Raw genomic sequence first — 26,987 nt, forward strand, 5'->3', positions numbered from 1 at the left:
TGTGTTGTCTATTTAAGCGGTAAACCCAATGTAGCGAAAATACCCTTGTGCGCCCAAATCTGATTTAAAAATCAAATAATTCGGATATGTTGATTGAGTAATTTCTGCAAACATATTCACCTGATCATCATGGGCATGCAAATCATCCACAGAACGCTGCATAGTTTGTTCAAAGTCATCAGTTATATATTCAAAACCAATATCCATAGCAATAAACAAGGTATGTTCACACGGTTGAATATATTGCTCTTGTATCCAATCAATCACATTTTGCTGACAATGTGGGCAAGCGATATTATCCACTGCCGAAATAGATAAGGGAATAATTTGATAAGCCATTTAGTATTCGTCTGTTTTGCTATAGTGTCATTTTAGCAAATTTTTAGATTGGTTTATTTTGCACATCACATTTTTTAAAATAAAAAAATTTAAGGAAAAAAGATCAAGCGTCCATAACATTTAACTTTTACATTCAGTATGTTATCACTACGTCTAGATTTTTAAATAGAATGACAAGCATGATGTTCAAGCTAAAATTAAATTATAAAAGCCCACATGAAGTGGGCTTTTAACATCATCAAAACAAACTAAAATTATGCTGATTTTTTCGTTTGTGCATTCTTACGAATGGTAATCATAATCAATTGCACCGCAGCAGGCGTAACACCTGGAATACGATTTGCTTGCGCTAAAGTTTCAGGACGCACATCTTTTAACTTTAAAGTAATTTCACGTGATAAACCTGAAACAATATCATAATCAAAATCGACAGGAATTTTTGTGTCTTCCAGACGCTTCATCTGAGCCACATCTTCATGTTGACGGTTGATATAACCTGCATACTTCACTGCAATTTCAATTTGCTCACCCACAAACGGGGTTACTTCAGAATCAGTCAATTCTGCAATTTGAGCAAAATTGATATTTGGACGCTTCAATAAATCAATCGCAGAGCATTCTTTAGAAAGATCTGCCCCTGTCATTTCTACGAACTTCTTACCCATTGGATTATTGGGTGCAGCCCAAAGATGCTGTAAACGTCCTGTTTCTTTCTCTACTGCTTCCATTTTTTCACAATAAGATGCCCAACGCGTGTCATCAACCAGTCCAAGTTCACGCCCGATTGTCGTTAAACGCTGATCTGCATTATCTTCACGTAACATCAAACGATATTCGGCACGTGAGGTAAACATACGGTATGGCTCTTTGGTTCCCAGTGTAATTAAATCATCCACCAAGACCCCCATATACGCTTCATCACGTTTTGGTGTCCATTGCTCTTGATCCCATGCACGACGTGCTGCATTTAAACCAGCCAACAAACCTTGTGCACCCGCCTCTTCGTAACCTGTGGTGCCATTAATTTGACCCGCAAAATAAAGGTTATGAATGGCTTTGGTTTCAAGCGAAAATTTTAACGCTTGTGGATTGAAATAATCATACTCAATGGCATAACCTGGACGAAGAATATGTGCATTCTCCATACCACGAATTGAACGTACCAATTCAAACTGCACATCGAACGGCAAAGAAGTTGAAATACCATTTGGATAAAGTTCGTGCGTATCTAAACCTTCAGGTTCCAAGAAAATCTGATGCGAATTTTTATCAGCAAAACGATGAATTTTATCTTCAATCGATGGACAATAACGCGGCCCAACCCCTTCGATCACACCGGTATACATCGGTGAACGATCTAAACCACCACGAATAATGTCATGGGTACGCTCATTGGTATGCGTGATATAGCAATTCACCTGCTCAGGGTGCATAGAAGCATCCCCCATGAACGACATAACAGGTGACGGAAAATCACCCGGTTGAGCGGTCATGACTGAAAAATCAACTGAACGCGCATCAATACGTGGTGGTGTACCTGTTTTTAAACGACCAACTGGCAAATTCAATTCACGTAAACGAGCAGCCAAAGAAATAGATGGCGGATCACCCGCACGACCACCACTTGATTTTTCAAGCCCCACATGAATTACCCCACCCAAGAAAGTTCCTGTCGTTAAAACGACAGTTTTTGCCTCGAAGCGAATACCCATTTGAGTGACTACACCTTTGACAGTATCACCCTCAACAATCAAATCGTCTGCTGATTGTTGAAAAATATCTAAGTTGGCTTGATTTTCTAAAGTTTCACGAATTGCTGCTTTAAAACGCACACGATCTGCTTGTGCACGGGTAGCGCGAACTGCGGCACCTTTGCGTGAATTCAAAATACGAAATTGGATACCACCTTTATCGGCAGCCAATGCCATAGCGCCGCCTAAAGCATCAATTTCACGAACTAAATGGGATTTACCAATACCACCGATTGCTGGGTTACAGCTCATTTGCCCTAAAGTCTCAATGTTGTGAGTTAGGAGCAATGTCTGTCGACCCATACGTGCCGCAGCAAGCGCTGCTTCAGTACCTGCGTGACCGCCACCGATAACAATGACATCGTAAACTTTAGGATAATGCATAATGGTTTGAGAGATAAAAAAGAATGACAGAACATTATATCAAAATTGATCAACTGAGGTGGATAAAATACGACGATTTTATCATGTCTTAAATAGCGTCAATGTCTTGCTTAAACATTGCAATGTAAGTCTAGTTTGCAAAGTAACCATAAAAATTAAACATTTAATGAATAATGTTTACTTGATTGGTCTTGTTTTATTCTGGTTATTTTTTACTCTATAGGTTGGTTACATTACAAACAAAGGTATAAAAGATGAATAACAATGCTTTTCTTTCGATCATCCTCTGTAGTCTATGTCTCACTCCTTTTGCTACCCAAGCAAATGACAAAGTAGAAACCACTTATAACGCGCAAAAATATCAACAAGTCTGTAAAGGCAAAACTCAAGGTGCTCAAGTCAGTTTTGCACATCGAGGAATTATATGGAATGGCACCTGTGAGCCGCAATTTTTCTCTTCATCAAAAAATAGCGCGATTAAAGGTGATGAAGCTGAGCTCAGCAGCACTTGTAGTGCTGATATGAATGCTAAAATGGCAAACATAAATGGTACAGAAATCAAAGGGAAATGCGCCTTAGGCTTTATGCCACCCCAGCCTAAGATGCAAAGCCCATCGATGCAATCACAACCTACTATGCAGTCTCCAACAGCGATGTAAACGCATTACATTTTAATTCAATTGATATTTACTTAGCGTAAATACTTGACGGGTAAACAATTAAATTTTTACCCGTTTTTTTATGCAGAATAAATAGCGTCTTAAAATTAATTTTGTTCTAAAAACCAACATCCGAATTAAAGATAAAGAAAAAAATATTCAATACAACTTATAAAAAACTTTACTTTTAAACAGCCATACTCTTGGTCTTTATAAATTCTAAAATTCATCTAATATTTTCAAATTTTAATTTTATAAGCTATATATAGGATTGAAATTAAAAAAATTAAACAAAAAATAAATTAAGGATTAGGAAAATCAATATGGATTCTGGAATTATTACTCTCTTATTACCTTTAGCTCTGGCAATTGTTATGGCTGGGCTTGGTTTAGAACTCACACTCAAAGATTTCGCTCGTGTGACCAAACATCCTAAAGCTGTATTTTTAGCACTTTTTTGCCAACTTGTAGTTTTAGTCGGAGTCGCGTTTTTAATTTGTAAGTTATTTCAGCTCCCTCCACTTCTAGCTGTTGGTCTCATGTTGCTCGCAGCCTCACCAGGAGGAGCAACAGCAAATTTATTTAGCTATCTTTATAAAGGAGATATTGCTCTCAATATTTCCTTAACCGCAGTAAATGCCATTTTGTCTGCATTTACTTTACCTTTGATTGTAAATTTTGCTGTTATTCACTTTATGAATAATGGTGACGGCATGGGCTTACAATTTGCAAAAGTAATTCAAGTGTTCATTATTATTTTTGTCCCTGTGTGTATCGGCATGTTGATTCGCCGCTACTCCCCATCTATTGCAACCAAGCTACAACGTCCTACTAAAATTTTTGCGATTGTATTTTTAATTGCAATTGTCTGTGGCGCAATATTTCAAGAACGAGAGAATATTTTAGGTTATTTTGCACAAGTGGGTCTAGCAACCGCTGTATTTTGTGTGGCAAGTTTAGCCATCGGTTATTTCGTCCCTCGCTGGGCAGGAGTAAGTTCATTTCAAGCACGCGCTTGTGCTTTTGAAATTGGGATACATAACAGCACGCTGTCTTTGACAATAGCACTGACCATTATGGCCAGTACAACCATTGCAATTCCTGCGGCTGTGTATTCAATTTTTATGTATTTTTTTGCAGTCATCTTTGGCCTGCTATTGAATAAGTATGCACCGCAACCTGCAACCACCTAAACTAGATTTTTACCTAAAAAGACCTACCATTAGGTCTTTTTATTTTTTACTGGTTTTATGAAAATATAGTGGTTTAAGTACAACTTCCGCTACAATGGCATTTTTAAAAACATCAATTTAGGTTATTTCTGTGAAGTGGTTACAAATTCATATTACTGTTGAACAAGCTCAAGTCGATTTTACCGAAACCTTATTAAGCTCACTGGGTGCAGTGAGTGTAACTTTAGACGATGCTGAAAATCAGGACTTGCTTGAGCCACTTCCAGGAGAAACTCCACTGTGGAATAAAGTTATTGTTACTGGTATTTATGCTCAAGAAGAAGATGAAGAAATTGACGTAAATGCCCTAACAACCTTTATTACTGCACAAATGCCCGATACGCCCTTGCGTTATGACTTCCTTGAAGATCAAGAATGGGAACGAACATGGATGGATGCCTACAAGCCTATTCAAATCGCTGAGAAATACTGGATTGTGCCTGAATGGATGCAAGCACCTGAACCAGATGCAGTTAATATTAAACTGGATCCCGGTTTAGCCTTCGGTACAGGTAATCATGCGAGTACTTTCCTCTGCTTACAATGGCTTGGGAAAATTAACCTTAAAGATAAAATTGTCATCGATTATGGTTGTGGTTCTGGTATTTTAGGCGTAGCTGCACTGTTATTAGGTGCTAAAAAAGTCTATGCCACCGATATTGACCCGCAAGCAGTTTTGGCAACCAAACAAAATGCCGAATTAAATGGTGTACTTGAACATTTATATGTAGGTTTACCCGAAGAGTTTAATATTGAATTTAACCATCAAAAAGCAGATGTGTTTGTGGCCAACATTCTGGCTGGCCCACTTATGGCACTTGCGCCTGAGTTCTCAACTTTAATAAAATCTGAGGGAGAGTTCGCACTTGCTGGCATATTAGAAGAGCAAGTTACTGATGTTTCTGCTGTTTATTCCCAGTTTTTTGATATAATAGAAGTCGAAAAACGTGAAGAACAGTGGTGCCGAATTTCGGGAAAACGCCAAAACATCCTTTAATTTCTGAATAGATCATGAGCGAAAAACAAACCTATTGCCCGAATTGTTTGACTAAATACAAGGTCTCTGTAGAACAACTCACAATCGCGCGGGGGATGGTTTGTTGCGCAAAATGTTCAACCAACTTTAATGCATTAACTCACTTAGTCGTAGAGAAAAATCAAACTTTCTCTACGACTAAAGACTCCCTATCTGTCAATTCAATCCAGAAAAACATGCCAACAATGGCCACAACGGGATCTGTTCTGATAGATTTATCGACACCCGAACAACATTTATTGGATATTTTTAATCGCAAGGTAGAAAATTCAAATATTGATTTAAAAACGTATTTGAACAATTTGAATTACTTCAGTACAGAACCCATTCGAAATTACCCAATCATGAATTGGGATGAGACATCTGAAAATAATAAAAAACACAGCACACGCTATTATGTAATATGGCTATGCGTTAATTTATCTTTAATTGGTTTACTGATTTTTCAATTTTTTTGGTTTAACCCTAAAGTTTTCAACAATAGTCCCGCCTTGGGCGTCTTATTGAATCAAGTATGCCAACCTATTAATTGCTCTATCATGGATGATAATTATCAGTTACTGGCCACCAAAAAAGTTAAGCTAGAGCCAATTGCCGATCATAAAATTCAATTGACAGGCGAACTGGTTAATTATCATACAAAAAGTTTATCATTGCCTATTTTGAAAATTAATTTGAAAAAAAAAGGTAAAGTCGTTTCATCTTACTCATTAAACGCTTCGGAATACTTGACGACTAGCTTGCATGGAATCCAGAGAATCCCTCAAAACAGTCCTTTCAAATTTAAGTTTAAGCTTCCAGTCGCACGTGAAAGTTTCGATAATTATAATTTAGAAATAATTCCGCCGTAATATTGATAAAAATTATTAAAAAAACAAAAAAAATTAAAAAAAATGTAGTTTTCTTGCTCACTTTTTCTTAGACAATGCTATCATACGCGCCACGAAAGCTTTGTGCTGCAAACTCCTCGCTATTTTCACAACAAATATAGTCTAGCTGATGCGCTTTATTTTTATTAATGCGTATTGAGTAGATTTTTTGTTTTGATTTTGGTCTGTAACAAATATTAATGTATTGTTACGCTTATTTTTCGACCAAGTACGTCGAGTTGTGGCAAGCTAAATGTACAGTTTTAGAATTTCCGTTTTAGGATCTAAAACGGAGTTCATTTAATTTTATAGACCACTTTTATATATCTCTTTACCCAAGTGATATTTGATTTTTCGGATTAATTCGCATGAATAGCAAATCTCCTATTTTTACTGCACAATCTGATGTCGCTCTACGTATTCATGTAGATCGCGCAGTTCGCCATTATTTTGCACAATTGCAGGGCGAGCAACCTTCTCAGGTATATGACATGGTGTTGGCAGAAATGGAGAAACCTCTTTTATCTGTAGTTCTAGAATATACACGTGGTAATCAAACACGTGCTGCCGAGATTCTCGGACTGAACCGTGGTACTTTACGTAAAAAGTTGAAAGCTCACGGTTTAATGAGTGAATAAATGATAAAATGCTCGCGGTTACCGTGGGCATTTTTTTTATCTTATATGTGCCTATTGTTTTAATCTATACCTTTAATATTGTTGACCAAAATCATGACTATTAAACGCGCGTTAATCTCTGTTTCTGATAAATCAGGGATCGTTGAATTTGCTAAAAACCTTGTTGCTCTAGGGGTAGAAATTTTATCTACCGGCGGTACATATAAGTTGCTTAAAGACAACAATATTGCTGTCGTAGAAGTTTCAGAGCATACAGGTTTTCCAGAAATGATGGATGGTCGTGTAAAGACTTTACATCCTAAAATTCATGGTGGAATTTTAGCACGTCGTGGTTTAGACGAAGCAGTGATGGCTGAACACAATATTGATGCGATTGATTTAGTAATTGTAAATCTTTATCCATTTGCAGCTACTGTAGCGAAACCAAATTGTTCACTTGATGATGCCATTGAAAATATTGACATCGGTGGGCCGACTATGGTGCGTGCTGCTGCAAAAAATCATGCTTCAGTGGGTATTATTGTGAATGCATCTGACTATGATGCCGTGATTGCAGAAATTAAAGCGGAAGGCGTTTTATCTCATGCAACACGTTTTGATTTGGCTGTTAAAGCATTTGAACATACAGCACAATATGATGGCATGATTGCATCTTACCTTGGTGCTCGCGTAGGTAAAGAAGAAGGTTCTGCTGACAAATTTGCACGTACCTTCAATACCCAATTAAATAAAGTACAAGATCTTCGTTACGGTGAAAACCCACATCAATCTGCTGCATTCTATGTTGAAAGTACTGCAGCCGAAGCCTCTGTTGCGACTGCTAAACAATTACAAGGTAAAGAGCTTTCTTATAACAATATTGCAGATACCGATGCAGCACTTGAATGTGTAAAATCTTTTGCTAAACCTGCGTGTGTCATCGTTAAACATGCAAACCCTTGTGGTGTTGCAGTTTCTTTAGATGGCATTCAAGTTGCTTATGATCTTGCTTATGCAACTGATCCTGAATCTGCATTTGGTGGCATTATTGCATTTAACCGTGAATTAGATGTTGCAACTGCGCAAGCCATTGTTGATCGTCAATTTGTTGAAGTGATTATCGCACCAAGCATTGCTGATGGCGTACTTGAAATTACAGGTGCGAAGAAGAATGTACGCGTATTGGTATGTGGAGCATTACCTGCAATTGATGCACGTCAATCTCAGTTAGATTACAAACGTGTCAATGGCGGCTTATTGGTTCAAGACCAAGACTTAGGCATGATCACGAAAGATGATCTTAAAGTTGTGACTAAAGTTGCACCAACGGATGCTGAGATTGATGACTTAATCTTTGCATGGAAAGTTGCAAAATACGTTAAATCAAATGCCATTGTTTATGCTAAAGGTCGTCAAACCATTGGTGTAGGTGCAGGTCAAATGAGCCGTGTAAACTCTGCACGTATTGCTGCCATTAAAGCTGAACATGCAGGCTTAGTGGTTGAAGGTGCCGTTATGGCGTCTGACGCATTCTTCCCATTCCGCGATGGTATTGATAACGCAGCTAAAGCGGGTATCAAATGCATTATTCAACCAGGTGGTTCTATGCGTGATGAAGAAACCATAGCTGCTGCTGATGAAGCCGGTATTGCTATGGTATTCACGGGTATGCGTCACTTCCGTCATTAATAGATGCAATCCTGATTGTAATGACAATGTCATTCATGTTGTTTAAAACAGATTTCTAAATCTTGTATAAAGTCCTCTCCTTTTGGCTGAGGACTTTATGTCATTTTGGATTCATGGAGTATGAACCGATGAACATTTTAGTTTTGGGTAATGGTGGTCGTGAACACGCACTTGCTTGGAAAATCGCGCAAGATGAGCGAGTAGCGAAAGTATTTGTTGCACCAGGTAACGCAGGCACAGCAACAGAACATAAATGTGAAAATGTGAATTTAAGCATTTTAGACAATGCTGCAATTATCGACTTTGCAAAAAATAATGCCGTTGAGTTAGTGATTGTTGGTCCAGAAGCGCCACTCGTAAATGGTGTAGTCGATGCATGCCGCGCAGCAGACGTTAAAGTTTGGGGTCCGACCCAATTTGCTGCACAGCTTGAAGGTTCGAAAGCATTTGCTAAACATTTCTTGAAACGCCATAACATTCCCACTGCATTTTATGATGTATTTACCGATGTTGCAGCAGCCAAAGCCTTTGTTGAAAAAAATGGCGCGCCGATTGTGATTAAAGCCGATGGTCTTGCTGCGGGTAAGGGCGTGATTGTTGCCATGACCAATCAAGAAGCATTTGATGCGATTGATGACATGCTTGCAGGCAACAAATTTGGCGATGCAGGTTCTCGCGTAGTGATTGAAGAATTTCTTGCAGGCGAAGAAGCGTCTTTCATTTGTATGATTGATGGCGATAATATTTTACCGATGGCTACATCTCAAGATCACAAACGTATTTTTGAAGGCGATCAAGGGCCAAATACAGGTGGTATGGGTGCGTATTCCCCTGCGCCAGTGGTCACTGCTGAGGTTTTTGAAAAAGCCATGAATGAAGTCATGCGTCCTACCGTTGACGGAATGAAAGCAGATGGTCATATCTATACAGGGTTCTTATACGCAGGCTTAATGATTGATGAACACGGTCAGCCAAAAGTGATCGAATTTAACTGTCGTTTTGGTGACCCTGAAACTCAACCGATTATGATGCGTCTAAAATCATCTTTGGTTGAACTGGTTGAAGCTGGGATTGCAGGTAATTTACCTGCTGAAGCTGAATGGGATGAGCGTAAAACTGTCGGTATTGTGCTTGCCTCAAAAGGCTATCCAGAAACGTCGAGCAAAGATGATGTCATTTCTGGTTTAAATACAGAAATGAATGATGCTAAAGTTTTCCATGCAGGTACTGCACTCAATGCAAATGGTGATGTTGTGACTGCTGGCGGCCGTGTACTATGTGTGACGGCACTTGGCAATACCATTGGTGAGGCCCAAGCTAAAGCCTTGGAACTATGTCAAAAAGTAACTTTTGACGGTGTTCAATATCGTCAAGATATTGGTTATCGTGCGATTGCGCGTGAAAATGCCTAATCATTAAAATATTTTTTTAAAAGCTCGCCTAATGCGAGCTTTTTATTTTTTTGAATTTAGAATCAAGAAAATCTTATAAATTAAAAAGTTACACTGCTATTTTTAAAATAACTGAAAGTATAAATAGCATATTGATTTAACAGATATTAAATATTAAAACATCATTTTATTTATTTTTTCTTCGCTATGTGCAAAATTTTTATAGTCTATATTGAATATCAATTTATTGTTATGATATTGCAAATTTTTAAATGAAATTGAAGCTTTTAAGTTGTTGAATATTTATATTCAAATCAAGATTTAAGCTTCAAAAAAATAGTTTATACATCCAATTTTCACTCTCAAATTCTGAGGTTTCTACGGAAAAATGAGTGTCTTAAATTTGATTAATCTCTCCAATTAAAATATGTAAATTTAGACTTTAACGTTAAATTTACTAAGGGTGAATACATGAAAAAGTTCCTCGGACTTGTTTTAGGTGTGGCCGTTGCCTTAACGGGTTGTTCTAAACCAGAAGCACCTGCAAACGAGTCAGCGCAAGCTAAAGATTCAACTGCTCTTCAAACTGTGACTATGGCATCAACTGGTTCTGATGCTGACATTTGGCGTTTTATTGCGACTTTGCCGGAAACCAAACAAGCTGGTATTAAGCTGGAAGTGAAAAACTTCACAGATTATGTCGCAATGAACACAGCCGTTGCCAACAAAGAAGTGGATATTAATGCATTCCAATCTTATGCGTATTTGGTGGCATTTAATGCTTCAAATAAAGATAAAATTGCCGCAGTTTCGACTACCTACCTTGAACCAATGGGAATTTATTCAAGCAAAATTAAAAAGATTGAAGAACTGAGTAATGGTGCAACCATTGCAATTCCAAACGATGCTGCGAATGAAGCCCGTGCCCTATTGCTTCTTCAATCTGCGGGCTTATTAACATTAAAAGCTGATTTCAACCCAGCAACAGGTACACCAAACGATATTACTGAAAATGCTAAAAAAATAGTGATTAAACCGATTCAGATGGCGACTGCTGTTCGTGTAAAAGATGAAGTAGATGCTATTGTTCTGGGCAATACTTTGGCCATGGAAGGTGGTTTAAACGTGCTAAAAGACTCGATTTATTATGAACCTGTAGATCAAAGCACCAAATTAAATGTGAATATTTTAGCTGTCGCTGAATCACGTAAAGATGATGCTGTATTACAAAAAGTCGGTGCTTTATATCATACCGAAGCAGTCAATCAATATGTACAAAAACACTTTGGTGGTACAAAGGTTGATGTAAATAAACCAATTAGTTATTTAACAGATGCAAAATAGTAATATAATGATTTAAACAAAACAGGCAAAATCACTTTGCCTGTTTTTTATTTTCTGACTAATTTTTGACGATATGATTGAATTTAAAAACATTTCAAAGCACTACCAGCTAAAAGGCCAAACCATACGCGCTCTGGATCAAATTAATTTGGTGATTCCAGAAGGCAGCATTTTTGGCATTATTGGTTATAGTGGCGCGGGTAAAAGTACCTTAATACGTTTGATTAATTTATTAGAGCGACCAAACGAAGGTCAAATTATTCTGAATCAAAAAGACTTTACCGCTTTGGATGCGCGCTCATTACGTCAAGAACGTGCAAATATTGGAATGATTTTTCAACATTTCAATTTATTGCAGACCAAAACAGTGGCAGCCAATATTGAAATGCCGCTTAAGCTCTTAGGTATACCCAAAGCAGAACGTGAAAAACGTTTAAACGAGTTGCTTGAATTTATTGATTTAAAGCATAAAAAAGACGCTTTTCCCGATGAGCTTTCAGGTGGACAAAAACAGCGCGTTGGTATTGCACGTGCGCTTGCCAATCGACCTAAAATTTTATTGTGTGATGAAGCTACATCGGCACTTGACCCGCAGACCACCAAATCTGTTTTGGCATTATTGAAAAAAATTAATCAAGAACAGAATATTACTATTGTCATGGTCACGCATGAGATGGATGTGATTGAGACAGTGTGTGATTATGTCGCCGTGATGGAGCAAGGCAAAGTTATTGAAACGGGTTCTACGATTAATATTTTTAGTCAGCCACAACACCCGACCACCAAAAACTTTATTCAAACAGTGCTTCAGCAGCAACTCCCTATCAATATTCTTAAAAATCTTGAGAATCAGAACCATAACAGCATTTATTGTTTACAGTTTTTAGGAAAATCTGCGCAAGAAACGGTAGTTCAAGCAGTCATCAAAAAATTTGATATCAGTCTAAATATTTTGTTTGCCAATATGACTGAAATTAATGGCACTGTGATTGGGCAAATGTTTATCCAGTTACTGGGTGACCCCTTGATTATTCAGCAGGCAATTGAATTTTTGAAACAAAATGGCGTACAGGTTGAACATTCAGGAGATCAGGTATGAGAGATTTAATCGTACAATGGTTGACTGAACTAACTGCACCATTTTGGCAAAGCTCCTTGTCAATCGATCAATTTGTCACGGCATTGCAAGAAACTTTCCATATGGTGTTCTTTGCCATGCTGTTTGGAGGCATTTGGGGCTTCATTCAAGGGATTATTTTATTGGTGACGCGCCCTGAAGGTATCCTGCCAAATCGTGCGGTTTATCATATTTTAAATCCTATTGTGAATGCGCTACGCTCCCTCCCCTTTATTATTTTACTAATTGCCGTTATTCCGCTGACCAAATTTTTAGTCGGTACTTCAATTGGTACATGGGCTGCGATTGTTCCGCTCACGATTTATATTGGCCCTTATATGGGACGTCTTATTGAAACATCTTTACTTGAAGTCAATGAAGGCATTGTAGAATCTGCTCAAGCCATGGGCGCAACGCCTTTACAAATTATTTTCAAGTTTATTCTACCTGAATCACGTAGTTCACTCATTTTAAATTTGACTACCGCTACGATCAGTTTAATTGGCGCTACAGCAATGGCAGGTGCAGTTGGAGCAGGTGGGATTGGTGATTTGGCAATTTCATATGGTTATCAACGTTTTGATACGAGTGTCGTGATTTTAACGGTGATCGTACTTTTACTCTTGGTTCAAATTGTTCAGACTACAGGCGATTGGTTAGCCAAATTAAGATAGAATTTGATTTAAACAAATCTTTAAAACCCTCAAATTCGAGGGTTTTTATTTTGATCATGATTAAAAAACAGGCGACCAATCATTTCCTCTCTCTCAATATCAGTTATTCTTATTCTAACGCTGAAAATCTACTTTAACTTTAGCAAATATTAAGCTATCGCCTATTCAGAGCATGCTAAAATAGCCAACGGTTTTTGCAGGAACTCATTTATGCGCTTTGTTCATCTTGGTATACACACAGAATTTTCAATTTCGGAATCGATCGTACGTATACCTGATCTTATTAAAGCTGCTGTGAATGAGGAAATGCCCGCTTTAGCTTTGACAGATTTATCTAATTTACATGCTGCAATTAAATTTTATACCAAATGTTTAGATAAAGGCATTAAACCCATTTTAGGCAGTAATATTCGCCTCAATAATGCTGAACATAAAGCAACCTTGCTTGCGATGAGCAATAAAGGCTGGCGCAACCTCACTGAAATTGTTTCGCGCGGTTTTATTGAAGGACAACAACTCGACATTCCGTGTGTTCAAAAAGAATGGATTTTAGAACAAAATCAAGACTTAATTGTGCTTTTGGGGATGCACAGCGATGTTGGGAAAATGCTGAACTCATCCAATCCGCAAAAAGCTGAACCTCTGTTAGAAGAATGGATCGAAAAATTTGGTAATCGGGTTTATTTTGCCCTCACCCGTACAGACCGACCTGATGAAGAAAGTTTTATTGCGGGTGCAATTCAACTTGCTCAAAAACATAATATTGGTGTGGTCGCACATAATGATGTGCATTTTATTGCACAAACTGACTTTGAAGCGCATGAAGCCCGTGTATGCATTGCAGATGGCTATGTTTTAGGAGATAGCCGTCGTCCACGTTATTACAGTCCTGAGCAGTATTTTAAAACAGCTGAGGAAATGACAGTATTATTTTCAGATATTCCAACGGCGATTGAAAATACTTACCACATTGCCAAACGTTGTAATGTCAGCTTGCGCTTAGGATTCAACGATCTTCCGGATTATCCTGTTCCAGAAGGTCATACCATTGACACCTTCTTTGCCTATGTTTCGCAACAAGGTTTAGAAGAACGCTTAAACTTGTTGTATCCAATTGAAAAACGGGATGAAGACTGGCTTGAGATTCGTCAAAAATATGATGAACGACTGACGTATGAAATCAGTACCATTTTAAATATGGGTTTTCCAGGCTATTTTTTAATTGTCATGGATTTCATTCAATGGTCTAAAAATAATGGGGTTCCTGTCGGCCCTGGTCGTGGTTCTGGTGCAGGCTCACTGGTGGCCTATAGCTTAAAAATTACCGATCTAGATCCACTGCGTTATGACTTACTTTTTGAACGTTTTTTAAACCCTGAACGTGTATCGATGCCTGACTTTGACATCGACTTCTGTATTGCAGGCCGTGACCGCGTGATTGATTATGTCGCACGTCATTATGGCCGCGAGGCTGTTTCACAAATTGCAACCTTTGGTACGATGGCAGCAAAAGGTGCTATCCGAGATGTTGCTCGTGTTCTTGGAAAATCATACGGTCTGGCTGACCGTATTTCCAAAATGATTCCGACCAAACCTTTAGGTATAGATTTACGTGGCGCCATTGATATGGAACCGCAGTTAAAAGATATCGTCACCAATCCATCTAACCCAGATAATGATGATGCCGCTGAAATCTGGGAAATGGCACTAAAACTTGAAGGTATTACCCGTAACACAGGTAAACATGCCGGCGGTGTGGTGATTGCACCAGGTAAAATTACCGATTATTCAGCTGTGATGTGCGATGCTGACGGGACTAACCGTGTCGCACAATTCGATAAAGATGATGTTGAATCCGCGGGTTTGGTTAAATTTGACTTTTTGGGTTTACGTAACCTGACTGTGATTGAAGATGCCATTCAAAATATTAATAAGCGTATTGCAGAAGACAAAAAAGTAGATATTGTTTATATCCCACTAGATGATCCAAAAGCCTACTCTATCTTTGCAGATGCTAATACAACTGCAGTATTCCAGTTTGAATCCGTCGGCATGAAAAAAATGCTGAAAGAGGCACGACCAAGTAAGTTTGAAGAAATTATTGCCTTTGTATCCTTGTACCGTCCAGGGCCAATGGATCTGATTCCAGACTTTATTCACCGCATGCATGGGGGTGAATTTGAATATTTACACCCACTTTTAGAAGGTGTTTTGGAACCGACTTACGGGATTATGGTTTACCAAGAACAAGTGATGCAAGCTGCGCAATACTGTGCAGGTTATACGCTGGGCGGTGCAGATATGTTGCGCCGCGCAATGGGTAAAAAGAAACCTGAAGAAATGGTGAAACAGCGCCAAATCTTTATTGAGGGTGCTGCCGAAAAAGATATTGATGAGGCGACAGCCAATCATATTTTCGATTATATGGAAAAATTTGCAGGCTATGGTTTTAACAAATCACATGCAGCAGCCTATGCCCTCGTTGCCTACCAAACGGCATGGTTAAAAGCTTATTATCCATCTGAATTTATGGCTGCGGTCATGACTTCAGAAATGCAAAACACGGACAACGTAGTATTTTTGATTGATGATTGCCGTAATAACCAGTTAGAAGTATTTCCCCCGTCAATTAACATGTCTTTTTATCAATTCCATGCCAGCGATGAAAAAACCATTGTCTATGGTTTAGGTGCAATTAAAGGTGTAGGTGAAGCAGCCATGCAATCAGTGATTGATTCACGATTGCAGGACGGGCCATATAAAGACTTATTCGACTTCTGTCATCGAATTGATTTGAAAAAGATCAATAAACGAACCTTAGAAGCACTCATTCGCTCTGGTGCTTTGGATTGTTTGGGCATTGATCGTGCAAGTTTAATGACACAATTACCAGAAGCAGTTCAAGCGGCAGACCAAGCACGTTCTAACCGTGAAACAGGCATCATGGATTTGTTTGGTGAAGTTGAAGAAGTTCAACGTAAACCTGCAAAACCAGTAAAACCGTGGTCGGATGAAGTTCGTCTAAAAGGTGAAAAAGATACCCTTGGTTTATATTTAACAGGGCATCCAATTGATGTTTATCGCTCTGAATTAAAATCATTTATTCCAGTTAAACTCAATGAATTAACACCCACCCGTCGCGGGGTAACCACTGTTTTTGCAGGCTTGGTGGTTGATATTGCCAATTTCCCCAACCGTATGATGGTCACCTTAGATGATGGTACATCACGCCTTGAAGTATCTGCCAATCATGAACGTTTCCAGCGCTTTAAAGATATTGTTCAACTTGAGCGTGTGGTTGTCATTGAAGGTGAAATTTATGAGCGTGAAGGTTATGACCGTCCAATGGCACGCTTAAACAAGGCTTTTAGCTTAAATGAAATTCGTCAAAAACGTGCCAATAGCATTCAAATTAAACTCAATAATGAGCATTTGAGTAAGACCCTAAGTCAAGATTTACAAAAGATATTACTGCCTTTCTGTAACGTCGATATGTGTAATCATATTCCCCTGCAATTACAGATTGAATATGCTTATGCTTCTGCCGAAGTTCACTTGGGCTTAAACTGGAAAGTGGCACCGCAAGATGAATTACTGGCCAAATTACGCGATTATTTTGGTAAAGATGTGATTCATGTCGAATATCAAGTGAAATCTAAAGCCGCAAAAATCGTGCAGTACACTAAGCCCGCACAAACTGTACCACCTCCTGCCAACATCAGTATGGATGATGCAATGGATATGTATCAGGCAGAAGCCAATCAATATTCTTAATTTTTAAATACTTAAATTTACATCGGACACATTATGAGTCAAATTGACAATGCTGTTGTTTCAGCACATCTCTCCCATGTGCGTATTGTCATGGTCAATACCACACTGCCTGCTAACATTGGTAGCGCTTTACGCGCAATGAAAACCATGGGCTTATCTAAGCTCGTTTTAGTGGCACCCAAAACCTATCCTCATCCAGATATTGATGCTTTGGCTGCAGGTGCAACCGATCTTATCGAACAGATTGAAATTGTATCGACTTTAGAAGACGCCATTCAAGATTGTCATTTGGTTTTTGGTACCAGTGCACGCAGCCGTACTATTCCTTGGCCATTGCTTGACGCTCGTCCTGCTGCAGAAAAATCGCTACAAGCAGTGTTGAACGATCAGCAAGAGGTTGCGATTGTATTTGGGCGTGAAGATCGTGGTTTGACCAATGAAGAATTAGCACTGGCCAATTATCATGTCACTATTCCCGTCAATACTGATTACGGCGTATTAAATGTCGCACAAGCCATTCAAGTGATTTGTTATGAACTACGTATGGCAACGCTGGCTTTAGTGGAACAAAAAGAGAATACTGAAGCCACTATGCCTGTCACCGAAACAGAATCGATGCAATGGGATGAACCTTTAGTCACACACGAACAAATGCAACAATTTTATCCGCATATTGAAAAAATGTTGGCTGAAATTGAATTTATGGACCCTAAAAATCCAAGATTGTTGCCATTACGCTTGCGCCGTCTCTTTGGACGTATACAATTAGATCGTATGGAATATCATTTACTTCGTGGCATTTTTACTCGTGTACAAGCCATGAATAATGGCACATGGAAAAAATCTAAAACCGAAACTACAGATTCTTCAGAGGATCAACCCCATGTTTAAAAAGCTCAAAGAAGATATACACGCTGTATTCGCGCGCGATCCAGCAGCTCGAAATACTTTAGAAGTTCTGACTACTTATCCTGGTATACACGCCCTGATTATGCATCGTGTTGCCCATGAACTTTGGCAAAAAGAGTGTAAAGGCTCTGCGCGTTTATTGTCTTCTTTTAGCCGTTTCGCCACAGGAATTGAAATTCATCCAGGCGCAAAAATTGGTCGTCGTTTCTTCATCGATCATGGCATGGGTGTTGTGATTGGGGAAACAGCAGAAATTGGTGATGATGTTACGCTTTATCATGGCGTTACTTTAGGCGGCACAACATGGCATAAAGGCAAACGTCATCCAACCTTAGAAGATGGTGTCGTAGTGGGTGCAGGAGCCAAAATTCTTGGCCCCTTCACTGTCGGAAAAAATTCAAAAGTTGGCTCGAATGCAGTCGTTACCAAAGAAGTTCCACCAGATACTACAGCAGTGGGCAACCCTGCCCGTTTTATCACCAAAGACAAACCAAAAGATGCAGAAGAAGCTCGTCGACGTGATTATGCAGAAAGTATAGGTTTTCTGCCCTATGCGGCAACGCAAGAGCAATCTGATCCGATTCTAGATGGTATGCGCGTTCTACTCGATCGGATTCAGCACAATGAAAAGCGCATGAATAGTTTATGCCAACGTTTGTCTTTATTAGATCCTAGCTTTAAAAAGCAGCAAGATGAACAACCGTTTAGTGTCGAAGAGCTTAAAATTATTGAAGATGTTCGCCGTGAATGTGAAGCGCAAAGTAGCCAATCTAAAGCCTGAGAAAGTAATTCAAATATTAACAAGCGCTAACTTGCATGTTCGTGAGAGTTTTTTTAGACTGACGAACATGGCTATTTATCAGTATACAATTAATTAAATGAATGGATGATCGATATGACGCTTAAGCCTTTGGCATTTACATTAATAGCGGTTTCCTTACTCTCTGCTTGTAGTACAGCACCTAAAAAAGAAACGCCAGTCAACGGTCCGATTGTCTTTACCGAACCTGATTTAACACCACCTTTCTACGCCCTTAATCCATTTAATTATGATGCACCCCCACCTTTTGAACTTGCCTTAAAACAAGCTGCTGTTCAGCCTGTAACCAAGATGGAAGTCAGCATACAAAATGATCCGACTAAAAAGCTGATTTTAGATGTCAACAAACTCATTATCCCTACCGTTGATAATAATGAAAGAACACTAAAATTTGCTGCTTTGGCGGGCGAAAATGAAATTGATATCACTGAAATTGACGACTTCTTACAAATGGTTGAAGGCAAAGCTCGTCATTATCCGCCCCGTTTTACAGAACGTCAGGAACGTAAAGGTTTCGAAGCTAAACTGAAGCAATTAACTCAACAACTTGATGGCTTGGCGGTTAAAGAAAATGCGTCTTTCGATATTCTTATGCGCGCTTTTAAAGCCAGTGTGATGGCACGTAACCTAGATTTAGGATCTGTTTACACCACAAATTCTTTAACCTATGCACAACGCATTTTAAAAATTAATAAGGACGATGCAGAAGCGAATTTCTGGTTTGGATTTGGTTTATCTGAAGGTGGTGGTCAACGTGAGGCTATTCCTTATTTAGACAAAGCCATGAAAGCGGGTGTCCAAGAAGCTTATTTGTCTGCGGCTAACAACTACATTGCCATGGAACAAAAGAAAAATGCAATTCAAACGCTAAAAAATTATAAAATAAAATATCCGCAAGAAGCAGAAGTTTCTGATCGTTTAATCGCAGAAATTGAAAATCAAGGCCGTTGGAATGTTTGGCAGGTGCTGAATGTGACCAAAACATCTTAATTTTTAAATCATAATTTAAACTAGATCATCAAAATAGACCGTCCAGTACGGTCTATTTTGTTTTGAGCGAATTGAAAATGAGTAGAATTATCGTATGATGATGAAAAATTCAAATAAACATTTAATGTAGACAATCTTTATGCCTAAACACATTTATAAAATTGTTTTTTCAGCGCTTGTGAGTGGTTATTTACTCACAGGTTGTCAAATTGTCAGTGTTAAAAACCAAGCCATCAATGTCACCATTGCCAATGAACGAGAAAGTATTCTGACTCGCGACAAATTAAGCGAAGCGAGTTTAAATGTGCTTTCGATGACGGGTCGTGAAGCTAAGGTTTGTTCTGAGCAACCAGATCAATGCATTCAAGAGTTGCAGCAAATTCCTCAAATTCAAGAGGAACAATTACTTTCAACAGCAAGTGAAATCTATTTATCCAAAGCCTTAACTTTTGAAAAATCGAACGATTGTAAAATCAGTATTTTAAATCGTACACAATCAGAAGAAAAACAGAAACTACAACAAGTCAGCTATGATCAGTGCCTAGATCAGCAACTTTATATGCTGGATAAAAGTATTCGATACAGCTACGCATATATGTTTAAAACGAAACGCGGCCCTCAAGATCGTATTTTTGATAACAGACAAGTTCAAATTCGAGATTTTTACAATTTAGCTTTGGCAAAATTAATCCCGACTTATGCTTTACGCCATAAACCGACTGAAGTTAAATCCCAAATTAAAGTTGGCAACAGTATTTATAAAATTAATTTTGATGCCTATCCACAGCTCAAGCAACAAAAAATTGAACAACTTCTCTCTAGTTATAATTTAAACTTTTCAGGTTTACGCTCTATCAACCGTCGTGATGGTTTTGGCTCAGAATTTGTCGTGGTTTTACCGCAAGTTAAAGATGACATTGGTGAAGGAAAAGCCAAATATATTATAGATCCAATCAATTTTAGTTATAAAAATGGGATTAATCCTAATATTCATCAGGCACGCTATTTAGCCGCTACGATTATAGCTGAACCTAAATCTAGCCAAAATATTCAAGACATTTTGAATCAGTCTGAGTTTGAATTAAAAGCATTCGATCCCTACAAATATGAAAAAGTAAGTATGGCAGGTAAGAGTTATCCTTTGGCTGCTAACTTTTCTACACCTTATGGTCTATGGTTAGCACAAAATAATTTAGGAAAAGCAGCTTATCTGTCCTTAATTGATCGCGATGATCGTCTGACGATGCCGCATTTATATATGTTGGAACCTTACAACCCAAATAAGAAAATCATTGTGTTGGTTCACGGTTTAGCCAGTAGTCCAGAAGCATGGATACGACTCACCAACGATATTATGGGTGATAATGCATTGCGTGAAAATTTTCAAGTATGGCAAGTTTTTTATTCAACCAACATGCCCATCATAGAAAGTCGTTTCCAAATTTATGCATTAATTAACCAAGCCTTCGCTCAGGTGGATGCAAAATCAGCAGCTAAAAAAGATGCCGTATTGATTGGACATAGCATGGGCGGCATTATTGCCCGCCTTTTGGTCAGCGATGCGGATGTCACTAAAAAGGCATTATCTATGATGAATAATCGTCAGCTAGCTAAATATCAAAAATTACCAATTGTGTCACAACGTTTGGTCATTCGAGATATTCCGAATTTTAATCGCGCAATTTTCTTGGCTGCTCCTCATCGTGGAACCGAATATGCAGACCGCTGGTTTACTAAAGCTGCACGTAAAATTATACGTCTACCCGTGACTTTTGTGTCTGCTATAGGTGACTCTTTACAAAGCCAAAACTTAGATTTTAAAGAGTTGATGGACCAGATTGACCAAGGATTCATTCAAAATGGTCCCAGTGATTTAAGCCATCAATCTAAATTTATGGAATTGACTGAAGATATTGCGCCACGTAAAGGCTTGGCTTTTCATTCCATTATGGGGAACATTACCAAGAGTGATGACTTAAATGTCATTACAGATGGCATCGTTCCTTATAAGAGTGCGCACTTATCAGGCGCACTTTCAGAAAAAATTATTAAAGGTGGACACTCTATTCAGGAAACACCCGAAGCTGTTTTAGAACTCCGACGAATCTTGCGTTTACATTTAACTCAATTGGGTTTGCAGAAACCTTAATTTTGCTTAATATCTATCAACATCGGTTAAGCATGGCATATATCAGACATGTTTAACCGTATTTTAGATTTATTCATTTTTGAAAATAACAACATCATAACAAAATAAAGAAAGATTAAATTTTTGAATTTATTATCCGCCTCGTTAAAAACACTAAAATTGATTGTTGCGCTCATTTATCATAATTTGCTGCAAAGCTTTTTTCTATACAGCTGCAAATTTGCTAAGATATGCCTTTCGATGAAATGAATTTTTCTCTCTCTAATTTGTTTAAAAGTTCGACCCACTTTTGGTTTTTGTACAGAAAATTGGTGAAACAGCCAAGTTTTTAGCGATTAATGATATTCAAATATTTAAGGATTTTATCTCAATGAGTTACTCGGAAATCATGGCTGATTTTTCCACATTAACCCCGATGATGCAGCAATATTTAACCATAAAAATGCAGCATCAAGACTCACTGATGTTTTATCGGATGGGTGATTTTTATGAGCTCTTTTTTGATGATGCTCACAAAGCTGCTAAATTATTGGGAATTACCTTAACGCATCGTGGTAAAGCCAATGGGCAACCTATTCCAATGGCTGGTGTGCCTTATCATGCGGCTGAAGGTTATCTTGCCCGACTGGTAAAAAAAGGTGAAACAGTCGTCATTTGCGAGCAGCTGGGCGAGGTGAATGGCAAAGGTCCAGTCGAGCGCGGTGTCGTTCGGATTATTACTCCTGGTACCCTAACGGATGATGCCCTGTTAAACAGCTACCAATCCTCCAATTTAGTTGCACTCTGTATTCAACAAAATCAAATTGGTATAGCGTTGCTCGATTTGAGCGCAGGCATTTTTAAAGTACAACAACAAGATTTTAAACATGAACAATTAGCGATTGAGCTTTCTCGTTTAATGCCGAGTGAAATCGTGGTTGATGAGAATATTGTCGATCCCAACATTATTGAACAAATTAAAAAACAGCTTGATTGCCCCATTACAAAGCGACCAAATGTCGATTTCAATGTGAATAATGCGCAAAAAACACTGTGTGATCAATTGGCCGTTTCGACCCTTTCGGGTTTTGGAATTGATCATTTACCACTGGCAAAAGCTTCAGCTGCGGCATTGATTCATTACGCTAAAGAAACTCAAAAAACGGCTTTGCCTCATATTCGTTCAATTCAACTTGAACAAAGCAGTGATTTTATTGCACTTGATCCAGTCACACGACGTAATTTAGAGTTAGTAGAGCCTTTATTTGAACATGGCACTTCACTCTTTCAACTGATTAATGATTGCCAAACTGCAATGGGCAGTCGTTTGCTCAGTCGTACTCTGATGCAGCCATTAAGAGACACAAAGCTACTTGATGCTCGTCTTGATGCGACTGCTGCCATATTGAATGAATATCATGAATCACCCATCCGTCTTGTACTTAAAAATATTAGTGATATTGAACGTGTGCTTAGCCGTATTGCTTTAGGTAGTGCGCGACCACGCGATTTAGTTCAGTTACGTCAGGCATGTGCGCAAATTCCATTATTAAGACATGCGATTCAACCCATTATTTCATTAAAAACGTCTGTATTGGTTCAACAACTTGATGATGAGTTGGGTGATTTTAAAGGACTTTACCAACGTCTGATATCAGCCATTGTAGAACATCCCCCCGTGTTACTTCGTGATGGCAATGTAATTGCAGAGGGATTTGATAGTGAACTTGATGAATTACGTAAAATTCGAGATCATGCTGGGCAATTCCTCATTGATTTAGAACGACAAGAACGTGAAAATACAGGTATAACCACCCTTAAAATTGGTTATAACCGTGTAAGTGGGTATTTCATTGAATTGACGCGAGCTCAAGCAGATCAAGCTCCCGATCATTATATTCGACGTCAAACTTTGAAAAATGCAGAGCGTTATATCACACCAGAACTTAAGTCATTTGAAGACAAAGTACTTTCAAGTGAATCACGCGCACTTGCACGTGAAAAAATGCTGTTTGAAATGCTATTGGATGAATTACGTCAAGATATTGGCAATTTACAAATGATGAGCAGTGCAATTGCACAAATTGATCTGCTTGCCAATTTCGCTCATCAAGCTCGCTTAAGAAATTGGGCTCGTCCTGAGTTTAGTCCAGAAATCGGGGTTAAAATTATTGCGGGTCGACATCCTGTGGTAGAAGCATTAAATAAAACTGCTTTTACCCCGAACGATACCAGTTTAGATTTCAATCATCGCATGGCAATTGTGACAGGACCCAATATGGGGGGTAAATCTACGTTTATGCGTCAAACTGCCCTCATTAGCTTATTGGCTTATTGTGGATGCTATGTGCCTGCTAAAACTGCTATTTTGGGCCCTATAGACCGTGTTTTTACCCGTATTGGTTCTGCCGATGATTTATCTACAGGTAAATCGACCTTTATGGTTGAAATGACAGAAACCTCACAAATATTGCATCATGCGACCAATCAGTCTTTGGTATTAATGGATGAAGTTGGACGTGGCACCAGTACCTACGATGGCCTATCACTAGCTTGGGCATGTGTACTTGATTTAAGCAGACGAATTAAATGCTTATGTTTATTTGCAACCCACTATTTTGAACTGACTGAACTGGGCAAAGAATCAGGTATTGATAATTATCATGTCACTGCGAAAGAATTAAATGGTAATTTAATTTTATTGCATAAAGTTCAGCATGGTCCTGCCAGTCAAAGCCATGGCTTACAAGTGGCAAAATTGGCAGGTATACCCGTAAGTGTAATTAAAGAAGCACAAAATCGTTTGAAAATTTTAGAGAAACAGCAGCATCAACACCGTAACACCGCGGTACAAAATGACTTGTTCAGTATCACGGATGACCCTAAAACTGAAATTATTGAACGAATTATCGAGGTGGAAAAAGACTTACCTGCTTTGTCTATGTTAAGAGCATTAGATGTCGATAATCTTTCTCCACGTGAAGCACTTCAACAAATATACGCATTAAAAGACGCACTTCAAATTTAAAAGATAAAATGAGTCGATTGTAAAAGGCTGCTGTATTGAGTTCTTTTACAATTATTCAGCTTATTTCGACGTATATTGAGTGATTATCAAAATTAACAGCCCCGCATATAACAAATATCAATAAAAGGAATTGTTAGTTGTAGGCATTTTTGCCTAAAATACAGCATCTGTAATTAGAACCATATTTTTTAGGTAGCTGTCGCCATGACCTTTGTTGTCACTGAAAATTGTATTAAATGTAAATACCAAGACTGCGTAGAAGTTTGTCCAGTAGATTGTTTCTACGAAGGTCCAAATTTCCTTGTGATCAATCCTGATGAATGCATCGACTGTGCGTTATGCGAACCTGAATGTCCAGCAAATGCTATTTTCTCAGAAGATGAATTACCAGAAGGTCAGGAAGTCTTTATTGAACTCAATACTGAACTGTCACAAAAATGGCCGAATATCACCCAAATTGGTGATCAGCCTGCTGACCGTGAAGAATGGAATGGTAAAACCGATAAGTTACAGTACTTGGAAAAGTAAGACTCTTCTAAAACTTAAAAAAGAGATCGGCAATTGCTGATCTTTTTTTATACCTAAAACACACATTTGATTGCAAAATTTTCAAATTTTCTCCTTAAAATTAGATTAAAATAGAACAAGTATTTATAAATATTTGATTTCTATAATGAAGCATTTTCGAAAGAGATTACTCAGCTTAAGCGTGATTTCTCTTGCTATGGTTGGATGTACTACGTCTACTCATAAACCAGGACATACAACGCCTGATGGAAAACGGATCTTCATCCCACAAGAACGTATTATTATTGAACGCCCAATTCCACCTAAAACTGTGCCCTATGCCTACAATGCTTGGATTGCAGTAGGTGATAATTTAAGACGTGTACGTGAATATGAAATTTTTCTTGAGAGAAATGGTGTAGGCAACATTATTCCTAGTTTTGAACTCATGCGTACCGCACGTGACTGGCAGAAATGTGCTCGCTCGCAATATATGATTCCAAATAGAGAATTATGGAATAACCAAATTTCGACCTTGAGAGTTTTTAAATATTTGGTCGCAGCAAAAGTTTTAACTGATTTTGAAGTCACTTCTGTGTATCGTGATCTACCACTGAATCAATGTGCTGGTGGCGCAAGTTCATCACGTCATCTCTTTAATTCTGCTATCGATTTTCGTATTGGGCCTGCTTATCCACAGCCCGAAGATTTTACTTTTATTGAAAATACTAAATTTAAATTGTGTCAGTTCTGGGCTCAACATGGTCAAAGTCTCAATATGGGACTTGGATTATATTCTTCGGGTCAAATTCATATCGATACTCAAGGTTATAGAACTTGGGGGCCAGACCTTTCTAGAAACAGTTCAATGTGCAGTTATTAAGGTTGCATAATCGATCAATTGTTTGCCCATTAATTCCATGTTCCAATACTTTAGAGATCATTAGTATCTCTTTTTTTATTTTTGCAGTTAAATACTAAAACGAAAAATTGCACTCTGAATGGAAAAGTTTAAAATACTGTGCAACGCAACAAGGGTGAAAAGATTATGCAAAAAATGTGGACAGAGATTGATGCTTACATCGATTCACATTTGATTCCAGAAGATCCTATTCTGTTACAAACGCTCAAAAATACTGAAGATAACGGTTTCCCAGATCATCTTGCAGTTGCACCCAATCAAGGCATGCTGCTTCAAATGTTGATTCAAATGAATCAATGTAAACGCGTACTAGAGCTAGGTACTTTTGCAGCTTATAGTACAATTTGGCTCGCACGTGCTTTACCCGAAGATGGTTATATTTTAACAATTGAAGGGCGTGATACACATGCAGCTTTAGCACAAGAAAATATCAATAATGCAAAATTACCACAGAAGATTGAACTTCAAGTCGGACGTGCAGCTGATGTACTAAAAGCACTTCCTCAAGATTTTGAAGCTTTTGACTTTATTTTTATTGATGCAGATAAACAAAGTTATTCTGAATATTTAGAGCTCAGTTTAAATTTATCTCATTCTGGTACCATTATTGTACTGGATAATGTTGTACGTGCTGGTGAAATTATTAATAGTAAAAATCAAAAACCAAGTATCGAAGGTATACGAGATATGTTTGTCGCTTTAAAAAATCATCCAAAAATTTTATCATGCACTGCTCTACAAACTGTAGGCAGTAAAGGTCATGATGGTTTTGCTTTAGTACTGGTGAAATAATTAGATACAAAGCTT

Annotated in this window: 21 protein-coding genes; 19 read left to right on the plus strand and 2 right to left on the minus strand. The window is 38.2% G+C overall.

Annotation, left to right across the window (positions count from 1 at the left end):
- Window positions 1-12: 12 nt before the first annotated feature.
- Together GA0116959_RS11585 and mnmG are read right to left on the minus strand one after the other, a co-directional pair.
- The gene (locus tag GA0116959_RS11585) at window positions 13-339 is read right to left on the minus strand and encodes a hypothetical protein (RefSeq protein WP_092720821.1); all 327 of its coding nucleotides are present in this window, start codon (window positions 337-339) and stop codon (window positions 13-15) included.
- Between the two features lie 254 nt (window positions 340-593).
- The gene (gene mnmG, locus GA0116959_RS11590) at window positions 594-2,474 is read right to left on the minus strand and encodes a tRNA uridine-5-carboxymethylaminomethyl(34) synthesis enzyme MnmG (protein WP_053580112.1); all 1,881 of its coding nucleotides are present in this window, start codon (window positions 2,472-2,474) and stop codon (window positions 594-596) included.
- A 254-nt stretch (window positions 2,475-2,728) separates the two neighbouring features.
- Between mnmG and GA0116959_RS11595 the strand changes: the two genes are divergently transcribed.
- From GA0116959_RS11595 to GA0116959_RS11685, 19 genes are all read left to right on the plus strand, one after another.
- A complete protein-coding gene (locus GA0116959_RS11595; protein WP_053580111.1) occupies window positions 2,729-3,133 on the plus strand; it encodes a hypothetical protein in 405 nt (134 codons plus the stop codon).
- 323 nt (window positions 3,134-3,456) lie between these two features.
- Window positions 3,457-4,326: a bile acid:sodium symporter family protein gene (locus GA0116959_RS11600; RefSeq protein ID WP_092720822.1), complete on the plus strand. Its 870-nt coding sequence runs from the start codon at window positions 3,457-3,459 to the stop codon at window positions 4,324-4,326.
- Window positions 4,327-4,456: 130 nt separating this feature from the next.
- Window positions 4,457-5,362 (plus strand): 50S ribosomal protein L11 methyltransferase, encoded by a 906-nt coding sequence (prmA, locus tag GA0116959_RS11605; RefSeq protein WP_092720823.1) that lies wholly within the window; start codon window positions 4,457-4,459, stop codon window positions 5,360-5,362.
- Between the two features lie 14 nt (window positions 5,363-5,376).
- Entirely contained in the window at window positions 5,377-6,252 is an 876-nt protein-coding gene (locus tag GA0116959_RS11610; protein WP_092720824.1) for a DUF3426 domain-containing protein, read from the plus strand.
- Window positions 6,253-6,638: 386 nt separating this feature from the next.
- Window positions 6,639-6,908 (plus strand): DNA-binding transcriptional regulator Fis, encoded by a 270-nt coding sequence (gene fis / locus GA0116959_RS11615; protein ID WP_001086304.1) that lies wholly within the window; start codon window positions 6,639-6,641, stop codon window positions 6,906-6,908.
- Between the two features lie 93 nt (window positions 6,909-7,001).
- Window positions 7,002-8,576: a bifunctional phosphoribosylaminoimidazolecarboxamide formyltransferase/IMP cyclohydrolase gene (purH, locus tag GA0116959_RS11620; RefSeq protein ID WP_092720825.1), complete on the plus strand. Its 1,575-nt coding sequence runs from the start codon at window positions 7,002-7,004 to the stop codon at window positions 8,574-8,576.
- 128 nt (window positions 8,577-8,704) lie between these two features.
- Entirely contained in the window at window positions 8,705-9,988 is a 1,284-nt protein-coding gene (gene purD, locus GA0116959_RS11625) for a phosphoribosylamine--glycine ligase (protein ID WP_092720826.1), read from the plus strand.
- A 450-nt stretch (window positions 9,989-10,438) separates the two neighbouring features.
- Window positions 10,439-11,311, plus strand: a complete 873-nt coding sequence (locus GA0116959_RS11630; RefSeq protein WP_092720827.1) for a MetQ/NlpA family ABC transporter substrate-binding protein — start codon at window positions 10,439-10,441, stop codon at window positions 11,309-11,311.
- Window positions 11,312-11,384: 73 nt separating this feature from the next.
- Entirely contained in the window at window positions 11,385-12,410 is a 1,026-nt protein-coding gene (locus GA0116959_RS11635) for a methionine ABC transporter ATP-binding protein (RefSeq protein ID WP_092720828.1), read from the plus strand.
- Entirely contained in the window at window positions 12,407-13,102 is a 696-nt protein-coding gene (locus tag GA0116959_RS11640) for a methionine ABC transporter permease (protein ID WP_053580103.1), read from the plus strand. Before GA0116959_RS11635 ends, GA0116959_RS11640 begins: the two co-directional genes overlap by 4 nt.
- A gap of 210 nt (window positions 13,103-13,312) precedes the next feature.
- A complete protein-coding gene (dnaE, locus tag GA0116959_RS11645; RefSeq protein WP_092720829.1) occupies window positions 13,313-16,876 on the plus strand; it encodes a DNA polymerase III subunit alpha in 3,564 nt (1,187 codons plus the stop codon).
- Between the two features lie 33 nt (window positions 16,877-16,909).
- On the plus strand, window positions 16,910-17,767 hold the full coding sequence (locus GA0116959_RS11650) for an RNA methyltransferase (protein ID WP_053580101.1): 858 nt from the start codon (window positions 16,910-16,912) through the stop codon (window positions 17,765-17,767).
- The gene (gene cysE / locus GA0116959_RS11655) at window positions 17,760-18,566 is read left to right on the plus strand and encodes a serine O-acetyltransferase (RefSeq protein ID WP_092720830.1); all 807 of its coding nucleotides are present in this window, start codon (window positions 17,760-17,762) and stop codon (window positions 18,564-18,566) included. The genes GA0116959_RS11650 and cysE overlap by 8 nt, the downstream gene beginning before the upstream one ends.
- A gap of 114 nt (window positions 18,567-18,680) precedes the next feature.
- On the plus strand, window positions 18,681-19,595 hold the full coding sequence (locus GA0116959_RS11660; RefSeq protein ID WP_053580099.1) for an ABUW_2363 family tetratricopeptide repeat lipoprotein: 915 nt from the start codon (window positions 18,681-18,683) through the stop codon (window positions 19,593-19,595).
- 139 nt (window positions 19,596-19,734) lie between these two features.
- On the plus strand, window positions 19,735-21,744 hold the full coding sequence (locus GA0116959_RS11665; RefSeq protein WP_092720831.1) for an esterase/lipase family protein: 2,010 nt from the start codon (window positions 19,735-19,737) through the stop codon (window positions 21,742-21,744).
- Window positions 21,745-22,114: 370 nt separating this feature from the next.
- A complete protein-coding gene (gene mutS / locus GA0116959_RS11670) occupies window positions 22,115-24,751 on the plus strand; it encodes a DNA mismatch repair protein MutS (protein ID WP_092720832.1) in 2,637 nt (878 codons plus the stop codon).
- A 204-nt stretch (window positions 24,752-24,955) separates the two neighbouring features.
- A complete protein-coding gene (gene fdxA / locus GA0116959_RS11675) occupies window positions 24,956-25,279 on the plus strand; it encodes a ferredoxin FdxA (RefSeq protein ID WP_053580096.1) in 324 nt (107 codons plus the stop codon).
- A gap of 145 nt (window positions 25,280-25,424) precedes the next feature.
- Complete coding sequence (locus tag GA0116959_RS11680) at window positions 25,425-26,141, plus strand: D-Ala-D-Ala carboxypeptidase family metallohydrolase (RefSeq protein ID WP_053580095.1); 717 nt, start codon at window positions 25,425-25,427, stop codon at window positions 26,139-26,141.
- Between the two features lie 165 nt (window positions 26,142-26,306).
- Window positions 26,307-26,972, plus strand: a complete 666-nt coding sequence (locus GA0116959_RS11685) for an O-methyltransferase (RefSeq protein ID WP_092720833.1) — start codon at window positions 26,307-26,309, stop codon at window positions 26,970-26,972.
- The last annotated feature ends 15 nt before the right edge of the window (window positions 26,973-26,987 follow it).

Origin of the sequence: Acinetobacter albensis (assembly GCF_900095025.1) — a bacterium.
GTDB lineage: Bacteria > Pseudomonadota > Gammaproteobacteria > Pseudomonadales > Moraxellaceae > Acinetobacter > Acinetobacter albensis.

Excerpts from the sequence above, each read along its gene's own strand:
- GA0116959_RS11585 (WP_092720821.1), bottom strand. The coding sequence starts at position 339 with ATGGCTTATCAAATTATTCCCTTATCTATTTCGGCAGTGGATAATATC.
- mnmG (WP_053580112.1), bottom strand. The coding sequence starts at position 2,474 with ATGCATTATCCTAAAGTTTACGATGTCATTGTTATCGGTGGCGGTCAC.
- GA0116959_RS11595 (WP_053580111.1), top strand. The coding sequence starts at position 2,729 with ATGAATAACAATGCTTTTCTTTCGATCATCCTCTGTAGTCTATGTCTC.
- GA0116959_RS11600 (WP_092720822.1), top strand. The coding sequence starts at position 3,457 with ATGGATTCTGGAATTATTACTCTCTTATTACCTTTAGCTCTGGCAATT.
- GA0116959_RS11610 (WP_092720824.1), top strand. The coding sequence starts at position 5,377 with ATGAGCGAAAAACAAACCTATTGCCCGAATTGTTTGACTAAATACAAG.
- fis (WP_001086304.1), top strand. The coding sequence starts at position 6,639 with ATGAATAGCAAATCTCCTATTTTTACTGCACAATCTGATGTCGCTCTA.
- purH (WP_092720825.1), top strand. The coding sequence starts at position 7,002 with ATGACTATTAAACGCGCGTTAATCTCTGTTTCTGATAAATCAGGGATC.
- purD (WP_092720826.1), top strand. The coding sequence starts at position 8,705 with ATGAACATTTTAGTTTTGGGTAATGGTGGTCGTGAACACGCACTTGCT.
- GA0116959_RS11630 (WP_092720827.1), top strand. The coding sequence starts at position 10,439 with ATGAAAAAGTTCCTCGGACTTGTTTTAGGTGTGGCCGTTGCCTTAACG.
- GA0116959_RS11635 (WP_092720828.1), top strand. The coding sequence starts at position 11,385 with ATGATTGAATTTAAAAACATTTCAAAGCACTACCAGCTAAAAGGCCAA.
- GA0116959_RS11640 (WP_053580103.1), top strand. The coding sequence starts at position 12,407 with ATGAGAGATTTAATCGTACAATGGTTGACTGAACTAACTGCACCATTT.
- dnaE (WP_092720829.1), top strand. The coding sequence starts at position 13,313 with ATGCGCTTTGTTCATCTTGGTATACACACAGAATTTTCAATTTCGGAA.
- GA0116959_RS11650 (WP_053580101.1), top strand. The coding sequence starts at position 16,910 with ATGAGTCAAATTGACAATGCTGTTGTTTCAGCACATCTCTCCCATGTG.
- cysE (WP_092720830.1), top strand. The coding sequence starts at position 17,760 with ATGTTTAAAAAGCTCAAAGAAGATATACACGCTGTATTCGCGCGCGAT.
- GA0116959_RS11660 (WP_053580099.1), top strand. The coding sequence starts at position 18,681 with ATGACGCTTAAGCCTTTGGCATTTACATTAATAGCGGTTTCCTTACTC.
- GA0116959_RS11665 (WP_092720831.1), top strand. The coding sequence starts at position 19,735 with ATGCCTAAACACATTTATAAAATTGTTTTTTCAGCGCTTGTGAGTGGT.
- mutS (WP_092720832.1), top strand. The coding sequence starts at position 22,115 with ATGAGTTACTCGGAAATCATGGCTGATTTTTCCACATTAACCCCGATG.
- fdxA (WP_053580096.1), top strand. The coding sequence starts at position 24,956 with ATGACCTTTGTTGTCACTGAAAATTGTATTAAATGTAAATACCAAGAC.
- GA0116959_RS11680 (WP_053580095.1), top strand. The coding sequence starts at position 25,425 with ATGAAGCATTTTCGAAAGAGATTACTCAGCTTAAGCGTGATTTCTCTT.
- GA0116959_RS11685 (WP_092720833.1), top strand. The coding sequence starts at position 26,307 with ATGCAAAAAATGTGGACAGAGATTGATGCTTACATCGATTCACATTTG.